Raw genomic sequence first — 23564 nt, forward strand, 5'->3', positions numbered from 1 at the left:
AATAAGTGTATGGCGTGGATAATACGAGAGGAAAATCAGTTCATGCAAGTGCAAGATGACAATTTGAAATATTTATTTTTAAATAAATGGCAGGGATTCCTGGTTTTTTTGTCTCTCGTGGCAGGTGTTTCGTTTGCTTCAAGTGGCGTCATTACATGGGTTGCGGCAAATTGGGACTACTTTTCAAGCTTGCAGAAACTGTATGGAATCCAGCTTCTGTTTATTCTTGCCTGCCTGACCGCTTTTTTGGCTTATTGGCGTTATACCCGAAAAACCGGGCATGCAAAAGCTGGGCTGGGCAGCCAGGGGGCCCTGTTTCTGGCTGCGGTCATTACCGGTGCCCTGCTGGCACTGATTGGTCAGGTGTATCAAACCGGGGCCGACCCCTGGACTTTGTTTGCCATTTGGAGCGCCTTGATTCCATTTTTTCTGCTGGCTGCACCCAATGCTGCCATTGCCTTGCTGTGGTGTGTGGTTATGAACCTGGCCTGGCAGTTATATCGGGAAGACTTTTGGGGCATGCTAAGCCGTGAGTATTATTACCAGGCATTGATGTATGCCGGGTTTAACCTGCTTTTGCTGGTGCTGGCCGAATGCAATATTGCGCGTTTGGGTGATCGCTTCAGACTGGTGCCGCGTTTTCTGGGCTTTTTTTGTCTTTGGCCTTTGTTGGGCATGGATGATGGCAATATATATGACACGGCTACAAGCGGTTTGACAGGCTTGTTGGTATGGGTCATTCCGGTATTGGTGTTTGCGGCCGGTTTCAGGTATTACAGCCGCAAACGGGTGGATTATTTCATGCTGGCCAACCTGGTCGGGTTTTTGTCTGCCGTGGTATTGGTCCGTTCCATCAGTTTTTTAGGTTTATGGCGTATGCTGGACGGGTCTCTCTTCATGATTGCCAGCCTGGTACTGTTAACGGCGGGGATGGGGGTCGCTGCCATTAATCGTCTTTATCGTAAAAATAATCCCGACCGCGGTCACAAGAGCCTTTGGCCTGTTCACTTGTTAATGGTGTGTGTGGTCATGGTGGTGTCCCTGTTGTTTGTTCTGTTTCTGGCTATCATGAACGTATCGTTCCTGGGCAGCGGTATTTCGCTGCTGGTGATCGCCAGCGTGATCTGCTTTTCAGGTAAAGATCCCGGTCAGGAGGGCGTGGTATCCGGCTCACTGGCGCTAATCGGCCTTGGCATGATGGCGGTCTCGTTGCTGGAAATTCATAATGATTTCTTCAGGCCTGACAAAGTGGCCGTGTTACGCCTGCAAGCCAGTGCCATTGCCGCGGTCAGTATGGCGGTTTACGTTATGTTCAGACAGGTGTGGGTGCGCTTTTTGTCTGCCACGCAGACGATTGGGCTGATATTGCTGGTGCTGTATACCTTTATGGGGGGGGATGACAGTTATGGGGCGGCTGAAGCGGCATTTTTCACGTTGTCTTTGCACGCGGTTCCCTGGCTGGCGCTGGCTTCGGTGGTGATGTTTGTGGGTGCGCATCAGTATGAACATAATGCGTTGCGACCGCTGGCATGGGCGCTTGCCGTGAATGCTCTGGTGCTGACGGTGTTGAATACCCTGGAATTGAGCGGGCAGTCAGGCGTTGAGCAAGCGTTTGGTCCGGTTGACATGTTCAGGGCTGTTTTGGCCGGTCTCAATCCTTTGAAGGCAGGAAACTGGGGTAATCTTGTTTTTCAGTGCTTGCCTGCCGTATTGGTGTTTTGGGGCATGCGCAAGCAGGAAGGTGCAGGCCGGTGGTTTACATGGCTGGTGGCAGCACTGGTGTTTGTGTTGTGCCTGTATTGGGGTAATGACAATGGGGTGGTGTATGGCCTGATACTGGTGCTGCTGGCTTACCAATGCCGTGACTGGGTCCTTGGGGGTACCGGTGCGATTGCCATGATCGGCTTTCTTTGGATGTTTTATTACCAAATGGTGTTAAGCCTGCTGCAAAAATCTTTCCTGCTTTTGGGTACCGGACTGGTCTTATTGACGGTAACCGTTACCTGTCGCCATTGGCTGCGCAAGGGTCGGGAAGAGCATGACATGGAAACTGCTCAGGCGACAGAGACCCCGCCCCAGCCCGCTTCTGTGGCGGCTGCCAAAGCACGAGGCTTGCTGCCGCTCATGACGGTTTTGGGTATGGTGTCGGTATTAACGGTGGCCAACTGGGGTATCTGGACCCATGAAGCCATTTTGCGAACCGGCCAGCGTGTGGTGCTGGCGCTGGCTCCGGTTGATCCGCGCTCGCTGATGCAAGGTGATTATATGTCGTTGAATTTTGAACTGGTGAATCATTTGCGCACGGCAGTACAGGCGACACAATCCGCCAATAAAGATAAAGATGCAAACAGGCAAAAACCACGGCAAGGTTTCGCTATTTTGTCGATTGATGACAAAGGGGTGGCATCGCTGGCCGGTGTCTCCCAAACTTATCCCAGCATGATTCTGGCTGATGGCAAAACCGTCATCATGCGTTATAAAACAGGTCCTTTCGGAACCGTATCTCTGGCCTCACATGAGTATTTCTTCCCAGAGGGGCAGGGATCGCATTTTGCACAGGCCAAATATGGCGAGTTCCGGGTTCGCAAAGATGGCAAGGCCCTGCTTAGTGGTTTGCTGGATGAAAATCTGAATCGTTTGTAGGTGTGGTTTCTTCAGTTTGAGTAGTTAGCGTAACTTATACGATATTTCCATAATTTAGCTGCCTGATGATTCATCAGGCAGTTTTTTTATGCGAACTTTTTATAAATATGCTTGTATTCAAATGTATTCATTAGTATATTAAAGGGAGTTATATAGATTACCATTAGAGGAGAAAGTAATAATGAAATTTATCCATTCCTGTTTAATTGCAGCCGCCGCTGTTTTACCCGTGACCGCACAGGCAAGTTATCCCGAACAACCCATACGGCTCATTGTGCCGCATCCCGCAGGCGGCTCGTCGGACATCCTGGCCCGCACCATGGCGGCCGCCATGTCAAAAGATTTGGGACAGTCCATCGTGGTTGAAAACAAGGGTGGGGGCAATGGTGCCATTGCAGCGCAGTCTGTTGCCCTGGCGAAGCCGGATGGCTACACCTTATTGCTGGCAACAGCCAGTACGCATGGCATTAATCCAACGCTTTACAATAAGCTGAGCTACGATGCCATTAAAGATTTTGCACCCGTTACCTTATTCGCGACCGTTCCCAATGTGCTGGTCGTGGGTCCTGCACATAAAAAAATGATGGATACCCGGGAATTGATTGACTATATCAAGTCGAATCCGGGGAAAGCCAATATGGGGTCAGCGGGAAGCGGGACACCGGGCCATTTGGCGGGCGTGATGCTTCAGGATGCCAGTGAGCTGGATATGGTTCATGTGCCGTTCCGGGGCGGTGCTCCCGCAATCAGTGCCTTGATTGGTGATCAGATTGATTTCATGTTTACGACTATTCCCGGCGCATTGCCACATATCAAGGCGGGCTCCATTAAAGGCCTGGCCGTCACATCCAGTGAGCGCTCCCAGGCTTTACCTGAACTGCCAACGGTTGCTGAAGCAGCTATCCCCGGTTTCAATGCGGTTTCCTGGCATGGGCTGGTGGCGCCTGCCGGCACACCAGACGCTGTAATTGAAAAACTTTACGCTGCTGCTTCCAAAGCATTGACGGGTGAAGATGTTGGATCCAAATTGGCACAGGAAGGTGCACGAGCCGCGCAAATGACATCAGAGCAGTTTGGCCAGTTTATTCAATCCCAAATTGAAAGCTGGGGTAATGCGGTCAGATCATCAGGTGCGCAAGTTGACTGATTAATCCTGGTTCAGCAGGAAACGGCTTAGCCGGACTTTATAAGCTTCACTAATGTGTTGGCTGGCTATTTCCTGGGCTTTATCGGGGTTGCGTTGTTCTAGCGCTTCAATCAGTTGCTTATGCTCTTCATAAGAAGTGGATGGGCGGCCACTTTCCGCCAGGGTGCTTTTTCCCAGCAATAGCATTGCATTTTGAAGAACCTGAAGGGTTTTCAGCAGGAAGCGGTTATGGGCGCATTGATAAAGCGTTTGGTGAAACAGCCGATTGTTTTTGGCCAGAAAGGCAGGATCATCGCTGGTTTTGTCCTGTTCTATGATTTGTTTTAGAACCGCTATTTCCACATCTGTGGCGTGACGGGCAGCCAGCGCGGCTGCCGTGCTTTCCAGCACACGCCTCATTTCATAAAGCTCACCCACCATATTTTGGTCGAGTTCGGTAATGATCAGGCCGCGTTTAGGATCGTTAACAACAAGGCCTTCGGAAACCAGCTGGTTAAGGGCTTCCCGGATGGGGGTTCGACTCAGGCCGATTTCCGCTGCCAGATCGGCTTCACGAAGCCGTGTACCCGGCGGCATCGTGCCGTTTTCCAGTGATTGAATAATGTAGTTGTAAGCCTGGTCTCCCAAAGAGACGCCCCGATCATTGGCTTCAGGGACATTACTGTCATGATTGAGCGGTTGTGAGACGGGTTTTGCTTTACGAGCCATTACAAATTCTTCCATAGATTAAAACGCGACAAACCAATTGTACCAAATGCCGGTCAAATTAAATTATTTTGAACAAAAATAATTTATTGTGTACAATAGAATACAAATGTATTATTAATAGAGAGGAAGCCTTGAAAGATACATTATTATGTGATGTTCTGGTGGTTGGCGGTGGTAATGCTGCGCTGTGTGCCGCGTTGTCGGCGCGTGAGCAAAAGGCGTCTGTCATTCTGATAGAAAGTGCCCCACGGGAATGGCGTGGCGGAAATAGCAGCCATACCCGCAATTTGCGTTGTATGCACAATGCACCAACCGATGTCTTAACTGATGCTTATACCGAAGATGAATATTTTCAGGATGTATTTCGGGTAACAGGGGGGGAAACGAATGAAGAAATGGCACGTTATGTCATTCGCGAAACCGCATCCTGTACAGACTGGATGAAAGCGCATGGCGTGCGTTTTCAGCCATCCCTGGGTGGTACGTTGCACCTGGGACGGACCAATGCATTTTTTCTGGGCGGTGGTAAAGCCCTGGTCAATGCTTATTTCAAGGCTGCCGAAAAAGCGGGAGTGCAAATCCTTTATGAAACGCAAGCCCAAACCCTGAACTTTGCCAATGGGGAATGTGAAAGTGTCGAGGCTGTCTGCAAGGGCAGAAAAATCAGGATAAATGCACGTTCTGTAGTGATCGCCTCTGGTGGGTTTGAATCGAACCGGGAGTGGCTGGAAGAGGCATGGGGCCCCAGTGCGCGTAACTTTATTATACGTGGCACCCGCTTTAACGAAGGGGTCATGCTACGCGAGCTGATGCGTAATAACGCCTGCATTATTGGTGATCCTACCCAGGGACATGCGGTTGCCATTGACGCCCGTTCCCCACGCTATGATGGTGGCATCGTGACCCGGGTCGATTGTGTCTCCCTGGGTATCGTGGTGAACAAAGAAGGAAGGCGTTTTTACGATGAGGGCGAGGACTTCTGGCCCAAACGTTATGCCATCTGGGGACGTCTGGTGGCCGGGCAACCCGATCAGATCGCCTATTGCATTATTGACTCAAAGGCAATCGGTCACTTCATGCCGTCGGTTTTCAAATCTATTGTGGCTGATACGATTCCAGCCTTGGCAGAAAAACTGGGGCTTCCCGTGGATACCGTCCAAGAGACGGTTGCACAGTTCAATGCCGCTGTAGTGGCCGGCAACTTTGATCACAATAAGCTTGATGATTGCCATACACAGGGCTTGCAGCCGAATAAAAGTCATTGGGCCCGCAAAATAGATCAGGGTCCGTTTTATGCCTATCCACTGGCGACGGGTATTACCTTTACCTACATGGGGGTCAAGGTTACCCGTGAGGCCAGGGTTGTCATGCAAGATGACGTGGTGTCGAAAAATGTATTTGCTGCCGGAGAAATCATGGCAGGAAATATTTTAAGTAAAGGTTATGTTGCCGGATTTGGTATGGCAATTGGTACGGTATTTGGCAGGATTGCCGGCAAGGAGGCAGCAAAGCATGCAACAGCTTGAAAAATTGATTGAAGATGCCCGTCATTCTGTGGGTATTTGTAATTCATGTCGTTATTGTGAAGGATTTTGTGCCGTGTTTCCTGCCATGGAGCAACGGCTGGATTTTACCAAGGGCGATATAAATTATCTGGCCAATTTATGTCATAACTGTAGCGAATGTTACTACGCCTGCCAGTATGCGCCACCGCATGAATTTAATGTGAATTTGCCGGTACAACTGGCTGCGGTGCGTCAAACGACCTATCAAAGTTATGCCTGGCCGCGTGGCATTGCGCGTGGTTTTGAAAAAAGCGGTTTATTGAGCAGCCTGTTTTTTATGTTGGCCCTTATTGTTCTTTTAGGTGTGGCAACCTTGTTTTCAAATGGCCTTTCTTCTGCGCCAGCCGGAGATTTCTACGCTATTTTCCCGCATGGTGTATTGGTAACGGTGTTTGGTTTGGCAGCCCTTTGGGTAGTGACGGCGCTGATAATGGGTTTTCGGGCTTTCCTGAAAGATACGGGTGAAAAGCCGGGTGAGCTGTTATCGTGGAAAAATGTCAAAGAGGGGATGGCCGATGCATTCAGCCTGAAATACTTGCATGGCAATGTGAAAACCGGATGTACTTACCCGGATGATGAAATTTCTCCGTGGCGTCGACGGTTCCATCACTTTACTTTTTATGGGTTCATGCTGTGTTTTGCCGCAACCGTGTCTGGTACGATTTTCCACTATGTGTTTGGCTGGCAGGCACCGTACAATTTTTTCAGTTTGCCCAAACTCACAGGAACCATTGGCGGCATTAGCCTGGCAATTGGTACGGCGGGACAGTTTTGGCTCAAACGCAAAGCTGACCCGGCCATTGTGAATATCAGGCAGATGGGCATGGATTACGCGTTCATTGCACAATTGTTCCTGGCTGCGGTTACCGGTCTTGCGCTGATGGTTTTCAGGGAAACACCGGCACTGGCGACTTTGCTGGTGATTCATTTGGCCGTTATTCTGTCTTTGTTCATAACCATGCCTTTTGGCAAGTTTGTGCATGGTTTGTACAGGCTGGGCGCATTGATTAAATACGCCAAAGAAAAACCTTTGCATTAAAGCGTAGGGTGCACCGGCAGCAGCCCAAAGCGCCGGTGCCACTCCGGCACGGCCTGTTGCCAGAATTGCGTTACGTTGCCCGCTGGCAAGGGGTCAAACCCCAGAGCCAGCCAGGCTTTACCCAGGCTGGTCAGCGGGTTTTGTATATCAATCGCGGTGGCATGGTTCTGTTTGGACAGTTTGCGTCCGTTTTCATCCAGAACCAGGGGAACATGCATCATGCGGGGGGTGGGATAACCCAGCATGCGGGCAATGCAATGCTGGCGGGCGGTTGAGCTTAGCAGGTCATTGCCCCGCACAATGTCGGTCACACCCTGGTCATGATCATCAATGACCACCACCAGCTGGTAGGCAAACAGGCCATCGGCACGTTTAACAATAATGTCCCCCACCTCATTGGCAACATCCTGGCTTTGTTCTCCCTGCCAGCGGTCAACAAAACGGACGATGCCTTCGGGCATGACAAGGCGCCAGGCCCGGGCAGGGCGGTTGCCGGCAATACCATGGCGACAGGTGCCGGCATAAGGGCGTTCGCCATGCAGACCGAGCCTGTCGTTTTCAATGGCGTTACTGACAATTTCCTTGCGGGTGCAGGCGCAGCCGTAGATAAGCCCGCGCTCTTTCAGTTGATTGAATACTTCCTGATAACGGTTCAGGCGTGATGACTGCCAGATGACCGGGCCGTCCCAGTGCATGCCAAGGGCCTGCAATTGTTGCATGATGGTGTGATCGGCCCCGGCCACCACACGCGGGGTATCAATGTCTTCGATGCGCAGCAGCCACTGGCCGTGGTGGGCACGGGCATCAAGATAGCTGGCCATAGCCGCCACCAGCGAGCCGTTGTGTAACGGCCCGCTGGGGCTGGGTGCAAAACGGCCAATGTAATTAGTGCAGGAGTTTGGCTCCATCATCGGTGAGCAGTTCTTCCAGGACCAGGTGATCCACGTCGGCTTCCTGGCTCCAGAGTACCATTAGGGTAATGATTTTAAAATGCTCAAGAGATACCGGGGCCTCAGCGTCAGGGGTGGCCATGGCGCGGTCGATCACGATTTCACGCAGTGCGGGTGTGAGGGCACCGGAGTTTTCCAGAAAACAGAGAAAACCGATGGCTTCAGGACCCAGGTGCATTTGTTCAAAGTTTGCATAAACACGTGTGCTGGTGGCAGACATGTCCGACAACTCACCGCTTTGTTCGGTGGTTTCGGCAAGACCATACAGCCAGCCAATGGCATCGCTAATGTCTTCATGTTCGAAGCCAGCGGCCACTAAACGCTTGGTCAGCACGTCGGTAGACGGGCAAGCATCTGGTGTATAGTAGTTTTCAAAGAGATAAACCAGGACATCGAACATAGTGGTAACTTCCGAAAAAGGTTTATTCAAAGGCAGGCTTCATGATAACTGAAAAAGGCAAAAAGGATCATTAAATATAAGGGTAAGTGCACTTTTGGGAAGCGATCGTTGTTTCAGCAAGATACGGGTGTGTAACTTTGCCTACAGAATCGGTTTTTAATCGCACAGTCACGGGTATTTTGACTAAAATGCGGTGTCTGTTTTGTTTAGTTCATTGCCCCTGAAAGGAATTGTCATGGCATTTAATCCTGCTGACGTAAAGTCGTTAATGGAAATCACCTCCCGCCCCGAACTGATTTTTGTCAAAGGGGAAGGTTCCTGGCTGGAAGACCAGGAGGGCCGACGATACCTGGATATCATGCAGGGTTGGGCCGTTAACTGTCTGGGGCATTGTCCGCCAGAAGTGGTGCAGGCCATCGAAAACCAGGCCAAGGTGCTGATCAATCCGTCGCCCGGGTTTTACAACCAGCCATCCATTGACCTGGCCAATCGCCTTACCACCGCCTCTTGCTTTGATCGCGTGTTTTTTGCCAACAGTGGTGCCGAAGCCAACGAGGGTGCCATCAAGCTGGCCCGTAAATGGGGGCAAATCCACCGCAATGGTGCTTACAAAATCATTACTTTCGACCACAGTTTTCATGGTCGTACCCTGGCCACCATGTCGGCCTCGGGCAAGGCCGGCTGGGACAGAAAATTTGCGCCCCAGGTTGACGGCTTTCCAAAAGCCATCATGAACTATCTGGATTCGGTACGTGAACTTATTGATGACCAGACCGTTGCCGTCATGCTGGAGCCGGTGCAGGGTGAAGGCGGGGTGATTCCTGCCGATATGCAGTTCATGCAGGAGCTGCGTGCCTTAACCCGTGAAAAAGGCATTTTGCTGATTGTGGACGAAGTGCAAACCGGCATGGGCCGTTGCGGTACCATGTTTGCCTATCAGCACTATGGCATTGAGCCCGATATCATGACGCTGGGCAAGGGTATTGGTGGTGGCGTGCCATTATCTGCACTGTTGTGCCGTGAGGAAGTGGCCTGCTTTGAGCATGGCGACCAGGGAGGTACTTACAACGGCAACCCGCTGATGACCGCTGCAGGCGTAGCCGTGTTTGATGTGCTGAATGCACCGGGCTTTATGGACAGTGTGAATGAGCGTGCCCAATACCTGTCTGATGGCTTGAACAAGCTGTCTGCCAAATGGGGCATGAAAGGCGAGCGCGGCCTGGGCCTGTTGCGTGCCCTGATGCTAGACCGTGAAGAAGGCAATGCCATTGTTGAAGCCGCCCGTAACCGTGCACCGGAAGGCCTGTTATTGAATGCACCACGAACCAATTTGTTGCGCTTCATGCCCGCGCTGAACATTAGCAAGGAAGAAATCGATTTGATGTTAAGCTGGCTGGATGAATTAATTGCGCAAGTGCGCCAATAAGCCAATGGGAAGGCACTGTTTATGAGTAATGAAATTGATGAGTTGAAGGCACTGGTGGTAGAGCTTTCCGATAATCTGAACCATTGCATGGCCCAGCAGGCCGCTTTGCAGCATGGCCTGTATGCGCTCATGGTAAACGTGACTGACAGGCAGGCTGTTGCCAATGCGCTTGCGATTTGTGCCGAAAACTTTATGACGCATAGCCTGGAGGCCGACCTGCCGGTAGAAATGATGGAAACTTACCAGGATGAAATAGCCGAGTTGATGGACAGCCTGGAAGACCTGGAAGAGTAATAGGGTGTCTTAATGCAGCAGGCCAATAAAGTGTTCTTTGGCCTGCAAGGTCAGTTTTTTCAGCAGGCGTTCGGCCTGTTCCTGGTTAACGCCTTCATTCTTAACGTTTTCAATGAAAACCAGTAATGAAGATTGAACCAGTTTCATGCTGCCAGCCTGGTCGGGTTCAAACTGGAGGCCTGAAACATGCTCAAGGATACCGTTGCTGTGACGGCGCCAGCCATTTGGGGCAAATTTGGGCAGTGATGTCATGGGTATGTTTATATAAATACTAAAGTGTCAGTGTAGCGGTTTTTTTAAAAGGTGTCGGGTTCATTTGCACGATTGGTAATTCAAATGATAGAATTACTGGCTTAACTAACAATAATAACAAGCCGCTTTAGCTCAGTTGGTAGAGCAGTTCATTCGTAATGAAAAGGTCGCCAGTTCGATTCCGGCAAGCGGCACCAATAACAACAAGCACTTACGCCAATCTTAACGGGTTGGCGTTTTTGTTTTGTGATCTGTGTAGCCCCTGTGTAGCCTTTTATCTTTTCAGCATTTTAACCAGTGCCAGGGCCACTTTTTCTGAAGAAGCCGGGTTCTGTCCGGTAATCAGCCTGCCATCAATCACCACGTGCGCTTCCCAATTTCCCGCCTTGCTGAATTGGGCGCCTTTATTAATCAATTCGGTTTCAAGCAAATAGGGAACAATACTCTCACAGGCAACCGCTATTTCCTCTTCATTGCTGAAGCCGGTCAGTTTTTTGTCCTTGACAAGCGCAGTGCCATCTTGGTTGATGACGTCCAGCAAAACGCATCCGGCATGACAAACGGCCGCAACAATTTTGTCGTTATTCCAGAAATCCTGAATGAGTTTTTTTGAGTGCTCATCGTAACGAAGATCCCATAAAGGGCCATGCCCACCAGGATAGAAAATGGCATCGTGGCCGGTCGCGAAGGTTTTTTTCAGCACAACGGTGGTTTCTTTGATTGTATATGATCGTGGTGCTGGTAGTCGATGAGCTAGATACTAGTTTGCATCCTGTGCTGGTGCATCATTAGGTCAAAGGAAAAAAATCAGTGGGAGATCAGGTTGTTTCAAAGTTAAAAACCAAACCTGGATTTGCTAAGTATGCAAAAGGTGGAAGAGGTGTTTATAGTCAGCTGAAAAATAAATTGAATACCGCGCTTGAAAATGCAGATAGATTACGTAGACATAATGAAGCAATGAATAGCAGTAATCCTGCAACAGATGTCGATAAATTAATTCTTGCATTAAGAGAGTTGGAAATGAACAAATAAAGATTGAACTGCAGTATGATCCGAAAAGATATTTCCCGTTAACAAACAAAACAGGATGTCCCCCATGCAAATCGTTCAAGATGTTCTTCACTTCTGGTTCGTTGAAAGCACACCACAAATGTGGTTTCAGGGTGGTAAATCATACGACCAGACCATTCGTGAACGCTTTGGCCCTGTTTGCGAAGCGGCGGCGCGTGGCGAGTGTGATGAATGGCGTGCCACCATGCAAGGGCGTCTGGCTGAAATTATTGTGCTGGACCAGTTTTCGCGCAATATATGGCGTGATACCCCGCAGGCCTTCAGCCAGGATGGCATAGCGCTGGTTCTGGCCCAGGAGGCCATCAAACTGCCCGAATACCAAACGCTGTCCACCATGGAAAAAAAATTCGTCATCATGCCGTTCATGCATTCGGAGTCACGGCTTATTCATGAAAAAGCGCTGGTCCTGTTTACCGAGCTGGGTGATGCGGCAACGCTGGAACATGAAATTCAGCATAAAGGCATGATAGATAAATTTGGCCGTTACCCAACCCGCAATAAAATCCTGGGCCGCGCCTCCAGTGAAGAAGAAATTGCCTTTTGTAAAGATTTGCACCAGATGCTGGAAGAGTTTGTTCGCCAGGCGCAGGTATCACCTAACTAAAAGCGACCTTCCAAAGGTGTCCAATAAATTGTTCACCCCTTTATTTGCCTGAAACCGCCGCGCTTACTGTCTGGCGGTTTTTTTTCATTCAAACAAAGCAGCATCACCATTTGTGGCATAAAAAAATCAATTAATAAACTTTTTTTAAAAAATTCAAATATGTACTTGAATCCATATGTGCTTTGAAGCATAATATGGCTTCTGATCCATATCGAGAAAATTTTACATGTCAAAAAAGCGTGATAACTCAACCATTGCCCAGGCGTCTGAAAGCAGCGCTAAAAGCGATGTTTACGCTATGCAGCGCGCCACGCTAAAGCAGCTGCGAAAAATGGCCAAACTAACGCAGGCAGACTTGTCGGAAACCATGGGCGTAGGGCAAGACACCATTTCCCGTCTTGAAAAACGCCATGACATGTTGCTCTCTACCATCAGTCACTATGTAGAACATCTGGGGGGCAAACTTGAAGTGGTGGCCAAGTTTCCCAACCGTGCGGCTATCGTCATTGATTGCCTTGAAGACACACATTCTGCCAGCAAGAAAAACCGTCCACCCGACTAATAAAAGGTAAAAAAAATATCAATGATCCAAACCCCGTATTATCTGATTGACCAATCAGCCCTCTTGAAAAACCTGCAAGTTATCGACTACGTCAGGAAAAATTCCGGCGCCAAATTGCTGCTGGCTTTAAAATGCTTTGCCACCTGGTCGGTATTTGATTTCATGAAACCGTACATGGATGGCACCACCTCTTCCTCATTGTACGAAGTCAAGCTGGGTTACCAGAAATTTGGCGGTGAAACCCACGCTTACAGCGTTGCCTTTGCCGACCACGAAATAGACGAAGTGCTGGCCAACAGCGACAAAATCATCTTCAACTCTATCAGCCAGCTTGAGCGCTTCGAAGCGAAGGCAGGCAACAAACCCAAAGGCCTGCGCCTGAATCCGGGCATCAGCAGCTCCAGCTTTGATCTGGCTGATCCGGCACGCCAGTTCAGCCGTTTGGGCGAAGGCAATCCGGAACGTATTCTGGCCATCATCGACCGCCTTGATGGCGTCATGATTCACAACAACTGCGAAAACGCAGACTTTGCCCGTTTTGACGATCTCCTGACACAGGTTGAAGCGCGTTATGGCGCCATTTTGCATCAGCTGAAATGGGTCAGTTTAGGGGGCGGTATCAGTTTTACCAAACCGGGTTATGAACTGGACAAATTCTGCCAACGCTTGCGCCAATTTGCGCAAACCTACGGTGTCCAGGTTTACCTGGAGCCCGGTGAGGCAACCGTGCGTTACACCACTACGCTGGAAGTCAGCGTGCTGGATACGGCCTTTAATGGTAAACATCTGGCTATTGTGGACAGCTCTACCGAAGCCCATATGCTTGACCTGCTGATTTATCGCGAAACAGCACCCATCGGTAATGAAACCGGAGAACACCGTTACCAGATATGCGGCAAGACCTGTCTGGCCGGAGATATTTTTGGCGAAGGCAATTTTGATGCGCCATTGCAGGTGGGTGACCGGCTTTCGATTGGGGATGCAGGCGGTTACACCATGGTCAAGAAAAACTGGTTTAACGGCGTAAACATGCCGGCTATTGCCATTAAGGAGCCTGATGGCAGCATTCGTGCCGTGCGTGAGTTTGGTTATGACGACTACGTCAGCAGTCTGTCTTAATAAATTATTTAAATTTAAATAAAAGGGGTACACCAATGAAACGAAATGTACTTATTATCGGTGCAGGTGGCGTTGCTCATGTAACTGCACACAAATGTGCACAAAATAACAAACTGCTGGGTGATATCAATATTGCCTCACGTACATTAAGCAAATGCGAAGCCATTATTGACTCCATCAAGGAAAAGGGCAATCTGCAAAGCCCGGGCGTATTGCGTGCACACCAGCTTGATGCCATGGATATTGAAGCGACCAAAGCGCTGATTCGCGCCACCAACAGCCAGATTGTGATTAACGTGGGCTCACCGTTTTTGAACATGTCTGTGTTGGAAGCCTGTATTGGTACCGGTGCCGCCTATCTGGATACCGCCATTCACGAAGACCCCAGCAAAGTCTGTGAAACGCCACCCTGGTATGCCAACTATGAATGGAAACGCAGCCAGGCCTGTAAAGAGGCGGGCGTGACGGCCGTATTGGGGGTTGGGTTTGATCCGGGCGTGGTAAATGCCTATGCCCGCTTTGCTTACGATAATTATTTCGACAAGGTTGATTCCATTGATATTATTGATATCAATGCGGGCAACCATGGCCGTTACTTTGCCACCAACTTTGATCCGGAAATCAATTTCCGCGAGTTCACCTCTACGGTATGGTCATGGGAAAACGCGCAATGGAAAGCCAACAAAATGTTTGAGCACCGCAAGGAGTGGGATATGCCGGTAACCGGCAAGAGCGTGGCCTATCTGACCGGGCATGATGAACTGCATTCGCTATCCCGTTTCCTGGACGTGCCGAATATCCGTTTCTGGATGGGTTTTGGCGATCATTATATTAATGTGTTTAACGTCCTGAACAACCTGGGCCTGCTTTCAGAAAAACCCGTTCGCACCGCACGCGGTCAGGAAATCGTGCCGCTTGAGGTGGTGAAGGCCGTGTTGCCAGATCCGGCTTCCCTGGCTGGCGGTTACACCGGTAAAACCTGCATTGGTGACCTGGTTAAAGGAACCAAAGACGGTCAGGCCAAAGAAGTCATGATTTACAACACCTGCGACCATGAAGAATGCTATGCCGAGGTAGGCAGCCAGGCCATTTCATATACCGCGGGCGTGCCAGCGGTTGCCGCTGCCATGTTAATTGCCAATGGTACCTGGGACGCCAAACGCATGGTGAACGTGGAGGAGCAGGACCCCGCACCGTTTATCTCGCTCATGAATACGATGGGTCTGGTGACCCGTATTCAGGATGAGCAGGGTGACCGTATTTTGGACCCCGTGCAGGAATTGGCTGGCAGCGAGCCCGAGAAAGTGTTCGCCACTGCATAAAAAGCAGACGGGTGGCATGTGGGCGACAAGCCTTGCCCCTGATGGCCATTTAAGGGCCCTTTCCGTTAATTTGCCACCCTGTTGCGTTTGCCAGGGTGGCAAATTGTTGTGTGCTCATGTATTCTTTCAGAATAAGTGAAGTCAACACTTCCCGGAGCACAGGCCATGCAAAAACAAACGCATTCAGCAATGTCATGGAGCCTTGACCAGGTGCCCTACCATGATATTAATATCCAGGCCGTAAGGCTGCGAGAAGACCTGCTTTATCTGGTGGCTGGCGCTTCGTTTATAGAAATTGCCGCCGACCTGTATACCGATAACCTGATTGAATACTTCAATGATCAGGCTGTGATCATGCAGTGGCTGGTGGATCACTGGAAGTTTGAAGAAACCCGTCATGGTTATGTGCTGCGCGATTACGTCAAGCATGTCTGGCCGGAATTTGACTGGGAGCGGGCGTATCAGTCTTTCTTTGCCGACTACTCGGCACAGTGTACCCAGGAAGCCCTTGAACCTACCCGTTGCCTGGAAATGGCCGCCCGTTGTGTGGTGGAAACCGGCACCGCCACCTTCTACCAGGCGTTGTCAGGGCAGGCCAATGAGCCCGTTCTGGCCCGGATGGCCAGTCTGATCCGTGCCGATGAAATCAGCCATTACAAGCATTTTTACCAATATTTCAAACTGTACCGGGAGCTGGATCCCACCAGTCGCCTGAAAATATTCCGTGCCATTGGACGTCGCGTGATGGAAGCCCGTAACAGCGATGCGGAAACTGCTTTGTGGCATGTTTACATGGTGCACCGCAATGCAGGTAATAACAGCGATAAAACCGGGTTTAAAAAAATGTGTGCGCAATTCAGCCGGCAATTCCGCCAACATTACCCCCTGGACATGGCGGCCAAAATGCTGTTGCGTCCATTGGACCTGCCCAAGCCGCTTACCCGGGTTGTGGAAGGCCCGATTGTAAAAATAGCCGGACGGTTTATTTCTGACAGGCGAGGAACAAAATGAAAGTTACCGTTTATTTAAATGAAGCCAATGCACAGGCGGTTGACCGTGCCGATTTTGAGCGTATTTGTGAAAGGGTGGAAAATGTGGTGCGTGAACATGGCTATGACGTGGAAATCATTGAGGCCTTTGATCCGCTGATTGCGATAAAACGCAAACAAGGCCTGATGGCCGACTGGCAGCGTTTTGGTATTTATTTTTCTGAAGACCTGGGGCGTGGGCTTGATCAGGGGTTGGTTAATGCCATCGAAGTTTCACCCCACTTTGCCATGGCGCATATTTTCAAGGCTTACTTGTTAGGCTTGGCCACCGAGCCTGTCCTGAACGGCTACGCCAAAGATACGGTGCGGCACCTGAAAACCATGCATTTAAGCGATCGGGAAGCGTCGCACCTGGGGGCGCTGGATCTGATGTTGCACGGAGAGTGGACGGCTGCCGCCCTGGTGCTGGATATCCACAACTGCAATTACCCGATGGATATTGTGGCCCTGCAGGCCGGTCATTTGATGGATTTTTATCGTGCCAATGCGCGTAATTTGCGTGACCGCCTGGCCCGGATATTACCTTACTGGTCGGAGGATGTGCCGGGATATTCCATTTTGCTTGGTATGTATGCCTTTGGCCTGGAAGAAACCGGTGATTACGCCAGGGCCGAAGAAACCGGCCGCCAAGCCACGGAACTGCAACCCTTTGACTGCTGGGCCCATCATGCGGTGGCGCATGTATTGGAAATGCAGGGGCGGGTTACCGAAGGCGTTACATGGATGGCAACGCGTGAACCATACTGGTCTGATGATGGCAATTTTTTCAAGGTGCATAACTGGTGGCATCGGGCACTGTATTATCAGGAGCTGGGGCAGGAAGACGTGGTGCTGGGCATTTACGATAACCATATCCGCAATGGCGACAGCACTGTGGTACTGGAGCTGGTGGATGCCTCGGCCATGTTGTGGCGCCTGAACCTGGAAGGCGTGGAGGTGGGTGATCGTTGGGATGAGCTGGCCGACTGCTGGCAGGTCCATGCCGATGGGCATTCTTATACCTTTAATGACTGGCATGCCGTTATGGCCTACCTTGGCGCGGGACGGGATATTGATGCCGGGCAAGTCCTGAAAGATTGCAAGAACATCAAACCGGGCATTGAATCGGAAATGCAGCAATGGACCCGGCAAACCACCTTGCCCCTGATTGAAGGGTTTATCGCATTCTGGCGCAAGGATTATCAAACCGCCATTGAACGACTGTACGGGGCCAGGTTTATAGCCAACAGCTTTGGGGGCAGCCATGCCCAGCGCGATATTATTGACCTGACCCTGATAGAAGCGGCCATTCGTGCCGGACAGCCCGAACTGGCTCGGGCCCTGGCCAACGAGCGCCTGGCCCTGAAGCCAAACAGCCGGCTTAATCAGGGATTTCTGGCACGAAGCAAAGGCCGGGCGGCTTCGGGCTGATGGGGGCTTTCCGCACTTAATGGTAAAAAACTACCTCATTCCCACGCTCCGCGTGGGAATGCATAGAGACAATGCCCGGTATTTATTGCAGCAGTCTGCCTCCATCCACCACAATACCGGTGCCATTAATCATTCTGGCATCTTCGGAGGCCAGGAATGCTACGGTAGCCGCTACATCTTCAACGCTCACGATCTGGTTCATCGGGTTCATGGCACGCACCGCTTCCAGTGCCTTTTCTTCTGAACCAAACTGTTTGCTGAGTGTGGCATCAACCAGTTGCGTCCAGACATAGCCTGGATGCACGGCATTGATACGCACTTTCTGGCCCGAGCGGGCGGCACTGAGTGCTGCCTGCTGTGTCATATTGATAATGGTACTTTTGCTGGAACCGTAAGAGCCGCCTCCTACCGAACCCACGAACCCGGCAATGGAGCCCATGTTGACAATGGCACCGCCATTTTCATTGTTTTTCATGGCCTGGATACCGGCCTGAATACCCAGAAACGTGCCATCGACGTTAATGGAAAACAGGCGTTTCCATTCCTGAAAATCAATATCGCTGAATGGTACGCTTTGGTTGGAAATAACCCCGGCATTATTGACCAGGATATCGCAGCGACCATGGCGCGCCACGACCTGTTCAAAGGCGTTTTTCCAGCTGTCCGCCAGTGTGACGTTCAGTTGTACGCAGTCGGGAACCGTCATGCCCTGAAAGCGGGAGGCCAGCAGGGCGTCATCCTTTTCTTTCAGATCGCCCAGCACAACCCTGGCACCTTCCTGGATTAAACGGGTGGCAATGGCCATGCCAATATCACCCATACCGCCAGAAATTAACGCGACTTTATTTTCAAGACCTCTCATTATTTATTACCTGTATGATTAATTCACTTGCATGTTTGCATCGGCCATCACTTTACTCCACTTCTCAATTTCTTCATTGATATAAGTGGTAAATGCTTCTGGCGAGGTAGTGTTGATCAGCACACCCTGGTTGGTAAATTTTTTGGAAATTTCCGGATCCTGCATGGCTTCAGTCATTGATTGGTTCAGCAACGCAACGATCTCGGCCGGTGTACCCTTCTTGACAGCAGCGCCCCACCAGAAAGTGGGCACAATGTCACCGTAGCCCAGTTCTTCCAGAGTAGGGACATTTGGCAGCAGAGGCGAACGTTCTTTGGAGCCGATCGCCAGGGCACGCAGCTTGTCACCCAGCACAAAAGGACCACTGGTGGGAATGGCGTCATACATGAAATCAACCTGGCCGCTGATGGTGTCTTGCAAACCTGGAATAGAACCCTTATAGGCTACATGGGTCATTTCCTTGTTCAGCTTGTTTTGCAGCAAGGTACCAAACAGGTGGGCACCTGTACCAACGCCCTGGGAAGCGTAAGTCAGGCCCTGGGGTTTTTCTGAGGCACCTTTAACCAGATCTTCAAAAGTCTGGTAGGGGCTGTTCATGGGAACCACGACCAAAGCCGGTGACACAATCAACTCGCCAACAGGTTGCAGGTCTGTGCGCGGATCATAAGAAAGATTCTTGAACAGACCCACATTGGTGGCCAAAGAGGGCACATCGCCAATAAACACGGTGTATCCATCGGCAGGGGCTTTTTTCAGCACATTCATGCCAACCTGTGCGGCACCGCCCGGTTTATTGTCCACCACCACGGGCTGCCCCAGTTTTTTGGACATATGGGCACCCACTTCACGGGCCAACACGTCGGTCAAACCGCCGGCAGCGTAAGGCACCAGGAAGGTAATGGGTTTTTCGGGGTAATTTTGGGCCTGTGCAACACCGGCTGTCAGGCTAATGGCCGCGCAAACGGGGGCGAAAGATTTCAACCATTTTTTCATTTATGTCTCCAGATACGAATGTTTATGCTTCGGCGGCAATGGTATTTCTCAGAATACCGACTGCATCCACTTCAATTTCAACAATATCACCTTCTTTCATGAATACGGGTGGATTACGTTTGGCACCCACGCCACCCGGTGTTCCGGTCACGATCACATCACCCGGGTTCAGGGGCAGGAAAGAGGAAATATAGGCAATTTGCCGTGGAATGCTGTGAATCAGCATATCGGTGGTGGCACGTTGCATTTCTTCCCCGTTCAGGCGGGTAACCAGCGTTAATTTCTGGTTGGGCTCAATTTCATCAGCGGTGACCATCCAGGGTCCGAAACCACCGGTTTTCCAGAAGTTTTTACCGGGAATCCACTGCGAAGTGGCGGTTTGCCAATCGCGGATACTGCCGTCGTTGTAGCAGGCATAACCGGCAATGTGATCCCAGGAATCTTCTTCTGAAATACGGCGGCCGCCTTTACCAATCACAATCGCAATCTCACCTTCGTAATCCAGTTTGACAGACTCGGGGGGCAGCACAATACTGTCGTTGTGGGCAACCTGGGACTCGGCCACGCGCAGGAAAATTACCGGTGACTCGGTTTTTTCCTTGTTGGTTTCTTTCACGTGCTCATCATAATTCAGGCCGATACAGAAAATCTTGCCGGGTTCGGGAATTACGGGCAGCAATTCAAGATCGGCAAACTTCAGGGTCGCCGTGGCATTGGCAGCCAGTTGCCCGGCCTTGGCCAGCAGGTCTTTTTCAAGCACCTCTTTCAGCGTGTTGGCTTCGCCTTTAAACAAAGGCTTCAGGTTGACCACTTCGTCGCCTTTTACCGCACCGAATGTTTCTTCATTGTTCAAGTTAAAACTGATTAATTTCATTTGTTTTCCTGCTTACTTTATTTATTTAATATCAAAAATTCAATAGGGGTATTTGTTGGGTTCAGGCTTGGGCATTCATGAGGTCATGCATTTGCTTTACCCATTCGGAGCGGGGCATGAACTTGGGGGATGTCTGGGCAATTTCCTTGACCCGGGCCATGATTTCGTCATCGTTCAGGCTAAAGTCGATGGTTTCCTTAAGCGGTTGGTCGCAATACCATTCGGTATCCATAAAGACTTCTATGCGGTTGCCTTCAGGATCAAAGCTATAGATGGAAAGGGCATTGCCATGGGTGCTGGGGTCGATCCGTTCGGCACCGGCGGCTTTCAGGCTGGCGTGATAATGGCGCAGGGTGGGCAAGTCCTTCACGCGCAGTGAAATCTGGTTGATCACGCTAAACGTCACGTCTTCGGGGCGGCCGCTTACCAGTGCCAGTTGATGATGCTCTTCCGGATTCTGGCTAAGAAACACGATGTCTTTGCCGCCAATCACGCCCTTGTCGGTAATGAACAGTTGCAGTGCCTGCTGGTAAAACTGCGTCATGCGGGCAATGTCTTTGACAAAAATTCCTACATGGCTAAAAGAAAATGCAGAATCTTGCCCGTTTTTATGGTTAAAGCTCATTATTTATCACTATTTAATAAAATCAATGAAAATAATTATATGTAATTATTTAATATAAATCAATTATCAAATAAATAAAAAATTCAGTAAATTTGTAAATTGATATAATATGAGGTTTTTTCCACCCCAAAAACCGGTTTGCCCATGTCTAGTCTTACCAAAATGCTGAATGTGCTGGATCTTTTCACGCCAGAACACCCCTCCTGGACGATAGAAGAAATGGCAGAGCATTTGGGCTATGCCGTGCCCACCATGTATCGCTATGCCCGGGAACTGAATAACGCCGGTTTGTTGCGTCACAGTTCGGGTGCCTGCTATGTGCTGGGTTCCCGTATTATTGAGCTGGACTACCAGATCAGGAATATCGACCCGCTCATCCAGGCCTCTTCGCAAGCCATGCGCAGTCTGGCCGAAAAATCGGGCTCCGATGTCGTGCTGGGCACCATTTATGCCGACCGTATCATTACCATCAGTCATTTTTTTGGGGAAGAAAACCTGAAAATCAGCTATGTGCGGGGTAAACGCATGCCTTTGTACAGGGGGGCGCTGTCCAAATCGGTACTGGCCACCCTGTCCAGGCCCCAGTTACGCAAAGTGGTTACAGACAATGCCGAAGCATTTGCAGGGCAAGTACCGGAAACCGTTCAGGAGGAGCTGAGGGAAATACGGAAAAAAGGTTATTGCATCACGTTCAGCGAGCTGAATCAGGGCGTGGTGGGCATTGCCATCCCATACCAGAACAAAGCGCACCAGATTAATGCTGCACTGGGGTTTATTGTGTCTGACAAGCGCTATAGTTTGATGGAAGCGGGGAAGGCGGTGGCTGAACTGCAGAATTGTGCCGAGGAAATTGATTTTGCCTTGCGGCATTATGGGTAGGAGGTTGTGGCGGGGGGGGCGTTCCCATGCTCCGTGTGGAAATGCATATTTTAAAATTTGGTTGACCGGTGCTTGACTGGAAATATGCTGTCATCACTCAACGTTCAATAACATGCGTATACATGGTACGAAGTCGTGATTGTTGGGGGTCAAGTGTTGCAATAAGGGTAAAACCGTGTCGCTCATAAAGTTTAATTAAATCCTCGGAATCTTCGCATTCCAGAATAATTATGCGACCACCAATCAGTTCTTTCGCTGCTGAAATGACAGCGTAGATTTCAGAAAGAATGTTTTCCAGGGATATTGGATTGGATGCAACCGCAGTGTTTTTTCCTATTTGACCAATGAGGAATGCACGGATGCGCCCGGCATTTTTTGAAATACCATCCATGCGTTGAATTTTTGATTTACTGATACTGGTATTTGTCAGCCGCAACTCTTTGAAAGATAATGAAAAATATGCCAGTATCTCACCAGAGTCGTCATTCAGAATAAGATAAGTTCTGGCATTGTCAGTTTGTTCAAATCGAATGGCTTTGCCGGGTTGTGTAAGAAAATTTTCTACATCAGCATTAAGATTGCAACAAAATTGGGAAAGGAGCTTGGTGGTTGAGGTTTCACCAAGCTCTTTTAGCAGATTTTTAAGTTGGACAATTGTTGTTTTAATAACTGAACGCCCCGTTTGTTTTCGGCTTTATAGTCACGTTTTTTTACCGTGATTTGACGGGGAGATGCCAAATCCTGGTGAATCCGTTTAATGGATTCTTTATCTTTGACTACAAAATCTTTATCAAAGGATACAGTAGCCATGAGCACTTCCTTTTTGCTAGTAACAAAGTACATTTTAGCAGATTTTTTGCAATTACCTATACCGTATAGTGGACATTTTGAGCCTATTGCTGAAACAGGACCTATTTGGTTCCCATGCAGGATTATGGTAACCAGTCGCGCGGGTAGGTAGCACAGTTCCGCAGCCAGTTCCCACGCAGGAGCATGGGAACCAGTCGCATCCGTAGCCATCATTCACCCCGGCTCGCAACTCGTTCCCACGCTCCTGCGTGGGAATGCATACAAAACGTTAACATACTGATATGTACTAGCTAAAAAATGAACAAACAGTTTGCCTTATAAAATCACCCATTAATTTTTATAAATCCTTGTTTCTTCTTGAATAAAAAACCTTCATTGGCAAACATCAGCATAGACTCATCACCTTTACTATTTCCATAGGCATAAATAAACGGTGGTAAACGCCCATTTAGCCATTCCAAAATTCTTTGAACCTTTTGTTCACCAAAACAGTTCCCTCCCTTTAATTTACCGGTAATGCAATCTTTCTTAACAGCCAGTTGGCTGCTTAACAAGGCATTGATATTTTCCATTTTTACCCAACTTTCTAAATAAATATCAAGTGAAGCACTTACCAGAATGCACTCATGTCCCTGTTGTTGGTGCCATCTCAAACGTTCTATTCCTTCGGCCCTAAGCATGCCTGGTATGATTTCCTGGCTGAATTTGCTACCCAAATCAAACAGTTCATCTATAGGATAGCCAGACAAATACCATTTCAACACCAGCTGTTTGGCAACGTCGTTGCGAATGAGCTTCAAGAAATAAGCGATTAAAATGGGGCTGATTGCAAACAACTTAATATAGTAAACAGGTTTCCCGACCACAAACTTAAGAAATGGCATTAGCGAGTCTTTGGTGGTAAGTGTGCCATCAAAATCAAAAAAAGCAACTGGCCGATTGAAATCCGTTTTAGTCATA

Annotated in this window: 26 protein-coding genes and 1 tRNA gene; 15 read left to right on the forward strand and 12 right to left on the reverse strand. The window is 49.6% G+C overall.

The genetic code is table 11. The features are described 5' to 3' along the window. Window positions 1-42 precede the first annotated feature (42 nt). Window positions 43-2643: a GDYXXLXY domain-containing protein gene (locus tag HCX92_RS00560; RefSeq protein ID WP_169292971.1), complete on the forward strand. Its 2601-nt coding sequence runs from the start codon at window positions 43-45 to the stop codon at window positions 2641-2643. A gap of 181 nt (window positions 2644-2824) precedes the next feature. After that, entirely contained in the window at window positions 2825-3790 is a 966-nt protein-coding gene (locus HCX92_RS00565; protein WP_169292972.1) for a tripartite tricarboxylate transporter substrate binding protein, read from the forward strand. On the opposite strand, the gene HCX92_RS00570 is transcribed toward HCX92_RS00565, so the two are convergent. Beyond that, window positions 3791-4498: a GntR family transcriptional regulator gene (locus HCX92_RS00570; protein WP_169292973.1), complete on the reverse strand. Its 708-nt coding sequence runs from the start codon at window positions 4496-4498 to the stop codon at window positions 3791-3793. Window positions 4499-4629: 131 nt separating this feature from the next. On the opposite strand from HCX92_RS00570, the gene tcuA reads away from it, so the two are divergent. Both tcuA and tcuB read left to right on the forward strand, forming a co-directional pair. Beyond that, a complete protein-coding gene (gene tcuA / locus HCX92_RS00575; protein ID WP_169292974.1) occupies window positions 4630-6024 on the forward strand; it encodes an FAD-dependent tricarballylate dehydrogenase TcuA in 1395 nt (464 codons plus the stop codon). Further along, window positions 6011-7102 (forward strand): tricarballylate utilization 4Fe-4S protein TcuB, encoded by a 1092-nt coding sequence (tcuB, locus tag HCX92_RS00580; RefSeq protein WP_169292975.1) that lies wholly within the window; start codon window positions 6011-6013, stop codon window positions 7100-7102. Before tcuA ends, tcuB begins: the two co-directional genes overlap by 14 nt. Here the strand turns inward: tcuB and gluQRS are convergent. Next, window positions 7099-8010: a tRNA glutamyl-Q(34) synthetase GluQRS gene (gene gluQRS, locus HCX92_RS00585; protein ID WP_169293018.1), complete on the reverse strand. Its 912-nt coding sequence runs from the start codon at window positions 8008-8010 to the stop codon at window positions 7099-7101. The genes tcuB and gluQRS overlap by 4 nt on opposite strands. Continuing rightward, window positions 7988-8452, reverse strand: a complete 465-nt coding sequence (locus HCX92_RS00590; RefSeq protein WP_169293019.1) for a DUF494 domain-containing protein — start codon at window positions 8450-8452, stop codon at window positions 7988-7990. Before HCX92_RS00590 ends, gluQRS begins: the two co-directional genes overlap by 23 nt. Window positions 8453-8687: 235 nt before the next feature. On the opposite strand from HCX92_RS00590, the gene HCX92_RS00595 reads away from it, so the two are divergent. Beyond that, window positions 8688-9878: an acetylornithine transaminase gene (locus HCX92_RS00595; protein ID WP_169292976.1), complete on the forward strand. Its 1191-nt coding sequence runs from the start codon at window positions 8688-8690 to the stop codon at window positions 9876-9878. Between the two features lie 21 nt (window positions 9879-9899). Next, window positions 9900-10172: a hypothetical protein gene (locus tag HCX92_RS00600; RefSeq protein WP_169292977.1), complete on the forward strand. Its 273-nt coding sequence runs from the start codon at window positions 9900-9902 to the stop codon at window positions 10170-10172. 9 nt (window positions 10173-10181) lie between these two features. On the opposite strand, the gene HCX92_RS00605 is transcribed toward HCX92_RS00600, so the two are convergent. After that, entirely contained in the window at window positions 10182-10424 is a 243-nt protein-coding gene (locus HCX92_RS00605) for a hypothetical protein (protein ID WP_169292978.1), read from the reverse strand. A 121-nt stretch (window positions 10425-10545) separates the two neighbouring features. Between HCX92_RS00605 and HCX92_RS00610 the strand changes: the two genes are divergently transcribed. After that, window positions 10546-10621 (forward strand) — tRNA-Thr (locus HCX92_RS00610). A gap of 77 nt (window positions 10622-10698) precedes the next feature. On the opposite strand, the gene HCX92_RS00615 is transcribed toward HCX92_RS00610, so the two are convergent. Next, window positions 10699-11127 (reverse strand): type 1 glutamine amidotransferase domain-containing protein, encoded by a 429-nt coding sequence (locus HCX92_RS00615; RefSeq protein ID WP_211182201.1) that lies wholly within the window; start codon window positions 11125-11127, stop codon window positions 10699-10701. A 107-nt stretch (window positions 11128-11234) separates the two neighbouring features. On the opposite strand from HCX92_RS00615, the gene HCX92_RS00620 reads away from it, so the two are divergent. The 7 genes from HCX92_RS00620 to HCX92_RS00650 all read left to right on the forward strand — a co-directional run bounded on the left by HCX92_RS00620 (window position 11235) and on the right by HCX92_RS00650 (window position 17561). Continuing rightward, window positions 11235-11456, forward strand: coding sequence for a hypothetical protein (locus HCX92_RS00620; RefSeq protein WP_169292979.1), 222 nt, complete (start codon window positions 11235-11237; stop codon window positions 11454-11456). Between the two features lie 64 nt (window positions 11457-11520). Continuing rightward, window positions 11521-12099 (forward strand): DUF924 family protein, encoded by a 579-nt coding sequence (locus tag HCX92_RS00625; RefSeq protein ID WP_169292980.1) that lies wholly within the window; start codon window positions 11521-11523, stop codon window positions 12097-12099. Between the two features lie 226 nt (window positions 12100-12325). Next, a complete protein-coding gene (locus HCX92_RS00630; protein WP_169292981.1) occupies window positions 12326-12661 on the forward strand; it encodes a helix-turn-helix transcriptional regulator in 336 nt (111 codons plus the stop codon). Between the two features lie 21 nt (window positions 12662-12682). Then, window positions 12683-13780: a carboxynorspermidine decarboxylase gene (locus tag HCX92_RS00635; RefSeq protein ID WP_169292982.1), complete on the forward strand. Its 1098-nt coding sequence runs from the start codon at window positions 12683-12685 to the stop codon at window positions 13778-13780. A gap of 35 nt (window positions 13781-13815) precedes the next feature. Continuing rightward, window positions 13816-15102, forward strand: coding sequence for a saccharopine dehydrogenase family protein (locus tag HCX92_RS00640; RefSeq protein WP_169292983.1), 1287 nt, complete (start codon window positions 13816-13818; stop codon window positions 15100-15102). 165 nt (window positions 15103-15267) lie between these two features. After that, a complete protein-coding gene (locus tag HCX92_RS00645) occupies window positions 15268-16113 on the forward strand; it encodes a ferritin-like domain-containing protein (RefSeq protein ID WP_246587328.1) in 846 nt (281 codons plus the stop codon). Then, a complete protein-coding gene (locus HCX92_RS00650) occupies window positions 16110-17561 on the forward strand; it encodes a tetratricopeptide repeat protein (protein WP_169292984.1) in 1452 nt (483 codons plus the stop codon). The genes HCX92_RS00645 and HCX92_RS00650 overlap by 4 nt, the downstream gene beginning before the upstream one ends. Before the next feature lie 82 nt (window positions 17562-17643). Here HCX92_RS00650 and HCX92_RS00655 read toward each other — a convergent pair whose 3' ends face one another. The 4 genes from HCX92_RS00655 to HCX92_RS00670 all read right to left on the reverse strand — a co-directional run bounded on the left by HCX92_RS00655 (window position 17644) and on the right by HCX92_RS00670 (window position 20915). Beyond that, window positions 17644-18423, reverse strand: a complete 780-nt coding sequence (locus HCX92_RS00655) for an SDR family NAD(P)-dependent oxidoreductase (protein ID WP_169292985.1) — start codon at window positions 18421-18423, stop codon at window positions 17644-17646. Window positions 18424-18441: 18 nt separating this feature from the next. Next, window positions 18442-19416, reverse strand: a complete 975-nt coding sequence (locus HCX92_RS00660) for a tripartite tricarboxylate transporter substrate binding protein (RefSeq protein WP_169292986.1) — start codon at window positions 19414-19416, stop codon at window positions 18442-18444. Between the two features lie 22 nt (window positions 19417-19438). Then, window positions 19439-20290: a fumarylacetoacetate hydrolase family protein gene (locus HCX92_RS00665; protein ID WP_169292987.1), complete on the reverse strand. Its 852-nt coding sequence runs from the start codon at window positions 20288-20290 to the stop codon at window positions 19439-19441. Between the two features lie 61 nt (window positions 20291-20351). Then, window positions 20352-20915: a VOC family protein gene (locus HCX92_RS00670; RefSeq protein WP_169292988.1), complete on the reverse strand. Its 564-nt coding sequence runs from the start codon at window positions 20913-20915 to the stop codon at window positions 20352-20354. 144 nt (window positions 20916-21059) lie between these two features. Here HCX92_RS00670 and HCX92_RS00675 point away from each other — a divergent pair, with 144 nt between their 5' ends. Next, window positions 21060-21794 carry an IclR family transcriptional regulator gene (locus HCX92_RS00675; protein ID WP_169292989.1) on the forward strand — a complete coding sequence of 245 codons (735 nt, stop codon included), beginning with the start codon at window positions 21060-21062 and terminating at the stop codon, window positions 21792-21794. A gap of 97 nt (window positions 21795-21891) precedes the next feature. On the opposite strand, the gene HCX92_RS00680 is transcribed toward HCX92_RS00675, so the two are convergent. From HCX92_RS00680 to HCX92_RS00690, 3 genes are all read right to left on the reverse strand, one after another. Next, window positions 21892-22185: a hypothetical protein gene (locus HCX92_RS00680; protein ID WP_211182203.1), complete on the reverse strand. Its 294-nt coding sequence runs from the start codon at window positions 22183-22185 to the stop codon at window positions 21892-21894. A 239-nt stretch (window positions 22186-22424) separates the two neighbouring features. Next, window positions 22425-22817, reverse strand: a complete 393-nt coding sequence (locus HCX92_RS14755) for a hypothetical protein (protein ID WP_211182204.1) — start codon at window positions 22815-22817, stop codon at window positions 22425-22427. Between the two features lie 110 nt (window positions 22818-22927). Beyond that, complete coding sequence (locus tag HCX92_RS00690; protein WP_169292990.1) at window positions 22928-23563, reverse strand: HAD-IB family hydrolase; 636 nt, start codon at window positions 23561-23563, stop codon at window positions 22928-22930. Window position 23564: the final 1 nt, after the last annotated feature.

The sequence above is a fragment of the Advenella sp. EE-W14 genome, from assembly GCF_012923605.1.
Classification (GTDB): Bacteria; Pseudomonadota; Gammaproteobacteria; order Burkholderiales; family Burkholderiaceae_B; genus Advenella; species Advenella alkanexedens.

Excerpts from the sequence above, each read along its gene's own strand:
- HCX92_RS00570 (WP_169292973.1), bottom strand. The coding sequence starts at position 4,498 with ATGGCTCGTAAAGCAAAACCCGTCTCACAACCGCTCAATCATGACAGT.
- HCX92_RS00590 (WP_169293019.1), bottom strand. The coding sequence starts at position 8,452 with ATGTTCGATGTCCTGGTTTATCTCTTTGAAAACTACTATACACCAGAT.
- HCX92_RS00680 (WP_211182203.1), bottom strand. The coding sequence starts at position 22,185 with ATGGATGGTATTTCAAAAAATGCCGGGCGCATCCGTGCATTCCTCATT.
- HCX92_RS00645 (WP_246587328.1), top strand. The coding sequence starts at position 15,268 with ATGCAAAAACAAACGCATTCAGCAATGTCATGGAGCCTTGACCAGGTG.
- HCX92_RS00635 (WP_169292982.1), top strand. The coding sequence starts at position 12,683 with ATGATCCAAACCCCGTATTATCTGATTGACCAATCAGCCCTCTTGAAA.
- HCX92_RS00625 (WP_169292980.1), top strand. The coding sequence starts at position 11,521 with ATGCAAATCGTTCAAGATGTTCTTCACTTCTGGTTCGTTGAAAGCACA.
- HCX92_RS00655 (WP_169292985.1), bottom strand. The coding sequence starts at position 18,423 with ATGAGAGGTCTTGAAAATAAAGTCGCGTTAATTTCTGGCGGTATGGGT.
- HCX92_RS00600 (WP_169292977.1), top strand. The coding sequence starts at position 9,900 with ATGAGTAATGAAATTGATGAGTTGAAGGCACTGGTGGTAGAGCTTTCC.
- HCX92_RS00650 (WP_169292984.1), top strand. The coding sequence starts at position 16,110 with ATGAAAGTTACCGTTTATTTAAATGAAGCCAATGCACAGGCGGTTGAC.
- HCX92_RS14755 (WP_211182204.1), bottom strand. The coding sequence starts at position 22,817 with ATGATGGCTACGGATGCGACTGGTTCCCATGCTCCTGCGTGGGAACTG.
- HCX92_RS00560 (WP_169292971.1), top strand. The coding sequence starts at position 43 with ATGCAAGTGCAAGATGACAATTTGAAATATTTATTTTTAAATAAATGG.
- HCX92_RS00640 (WP_169292983.1), top strand. The coding sequence starts at position 13,816 with ATGAAACGAAATGTACTTATTATCGGTGCAGGTGGCGTTGCTCATGTA.
- gluQRS (WP_169293018.1), bottom strand. The coding sequence starts at position 8,010 with ATGGAGCCAAACTCCTGCACTAATTACATTGGCCGTTTTGCACCCAGC.
- HCX92_RS00605 (WP_169292978.1), bottom strand. The coding sequence starts at position 10,424 with ATGACATCACTGCCCAAATTTGCCCCAAATGGCTGGCGCCGTCACAGC.
- HCX92_RS00565 (WP_169292972.1), top strand. The coding sequence starts at position 2,825 with ATGAAATTTATCCATTCCTGTTTAATTGCAGCCGCCGCTGTTTTACCC.
- HCX92_RS00660 (WP_169292986.1), bottom strand. The coding sequence starts at position 19,416 with ATGAAAAAATGGTTGAAATCTTTCGCCCCCGTTTGCGCGGCCATTAGC.
- HCX92_RS00670 (WP_169292988.1), bottom strand. The coding sequence starts at position 20,915 with ATGAGCTTTAACCATAAAAACGGGCAAGATTCTGCATTTTCTTTTAGC.
- HCX92_RS00595 (WP_169292976.1), top strand. The coding sequence starts at position 8,688 with ATGGCATTTAATCCTGCTGACGTAAAGTCGTTAATGGAAATCACCTCC.
- tcuB (WP_169292975.1), top strand. The coding sequence starts at position 6,011 with ATGCAACAGCTTGAAAAATTGATTGAAGATGCCCGTCATTCTGTGGGT.
- HCX92_RS00675 (WP_169292989.1), top strand. The coding sequence starts at position 21,060 with ATGTCTAGTCTTACCAAAATGCTGAATGTGCTGGATCTTTTCACGCCA.
- HCX92_RS00630 (WP_169292981.1), top strand. The coding sequence starts at position 12,326 with ATGTCAAAAAAGCGTGATAACTCAACCATTGCCCAGGCGTCTGAAAGC.
- HCX92_RS00690 (WP_169292990.1), bottom strand. The coding sequence starts at position 23,563 with ATGACTAAAACGGATTTCAATCGGCCAGTTGCTTTTTTTGATTTTGAT.
- HCX92_RS00665 (WP_169292987.1), bottom strand. The coding sequence starts at position 20,290 with ATGAAATTAATCAGTTTTAACTTGAACAATGAAGAAACATTCGGTGCG.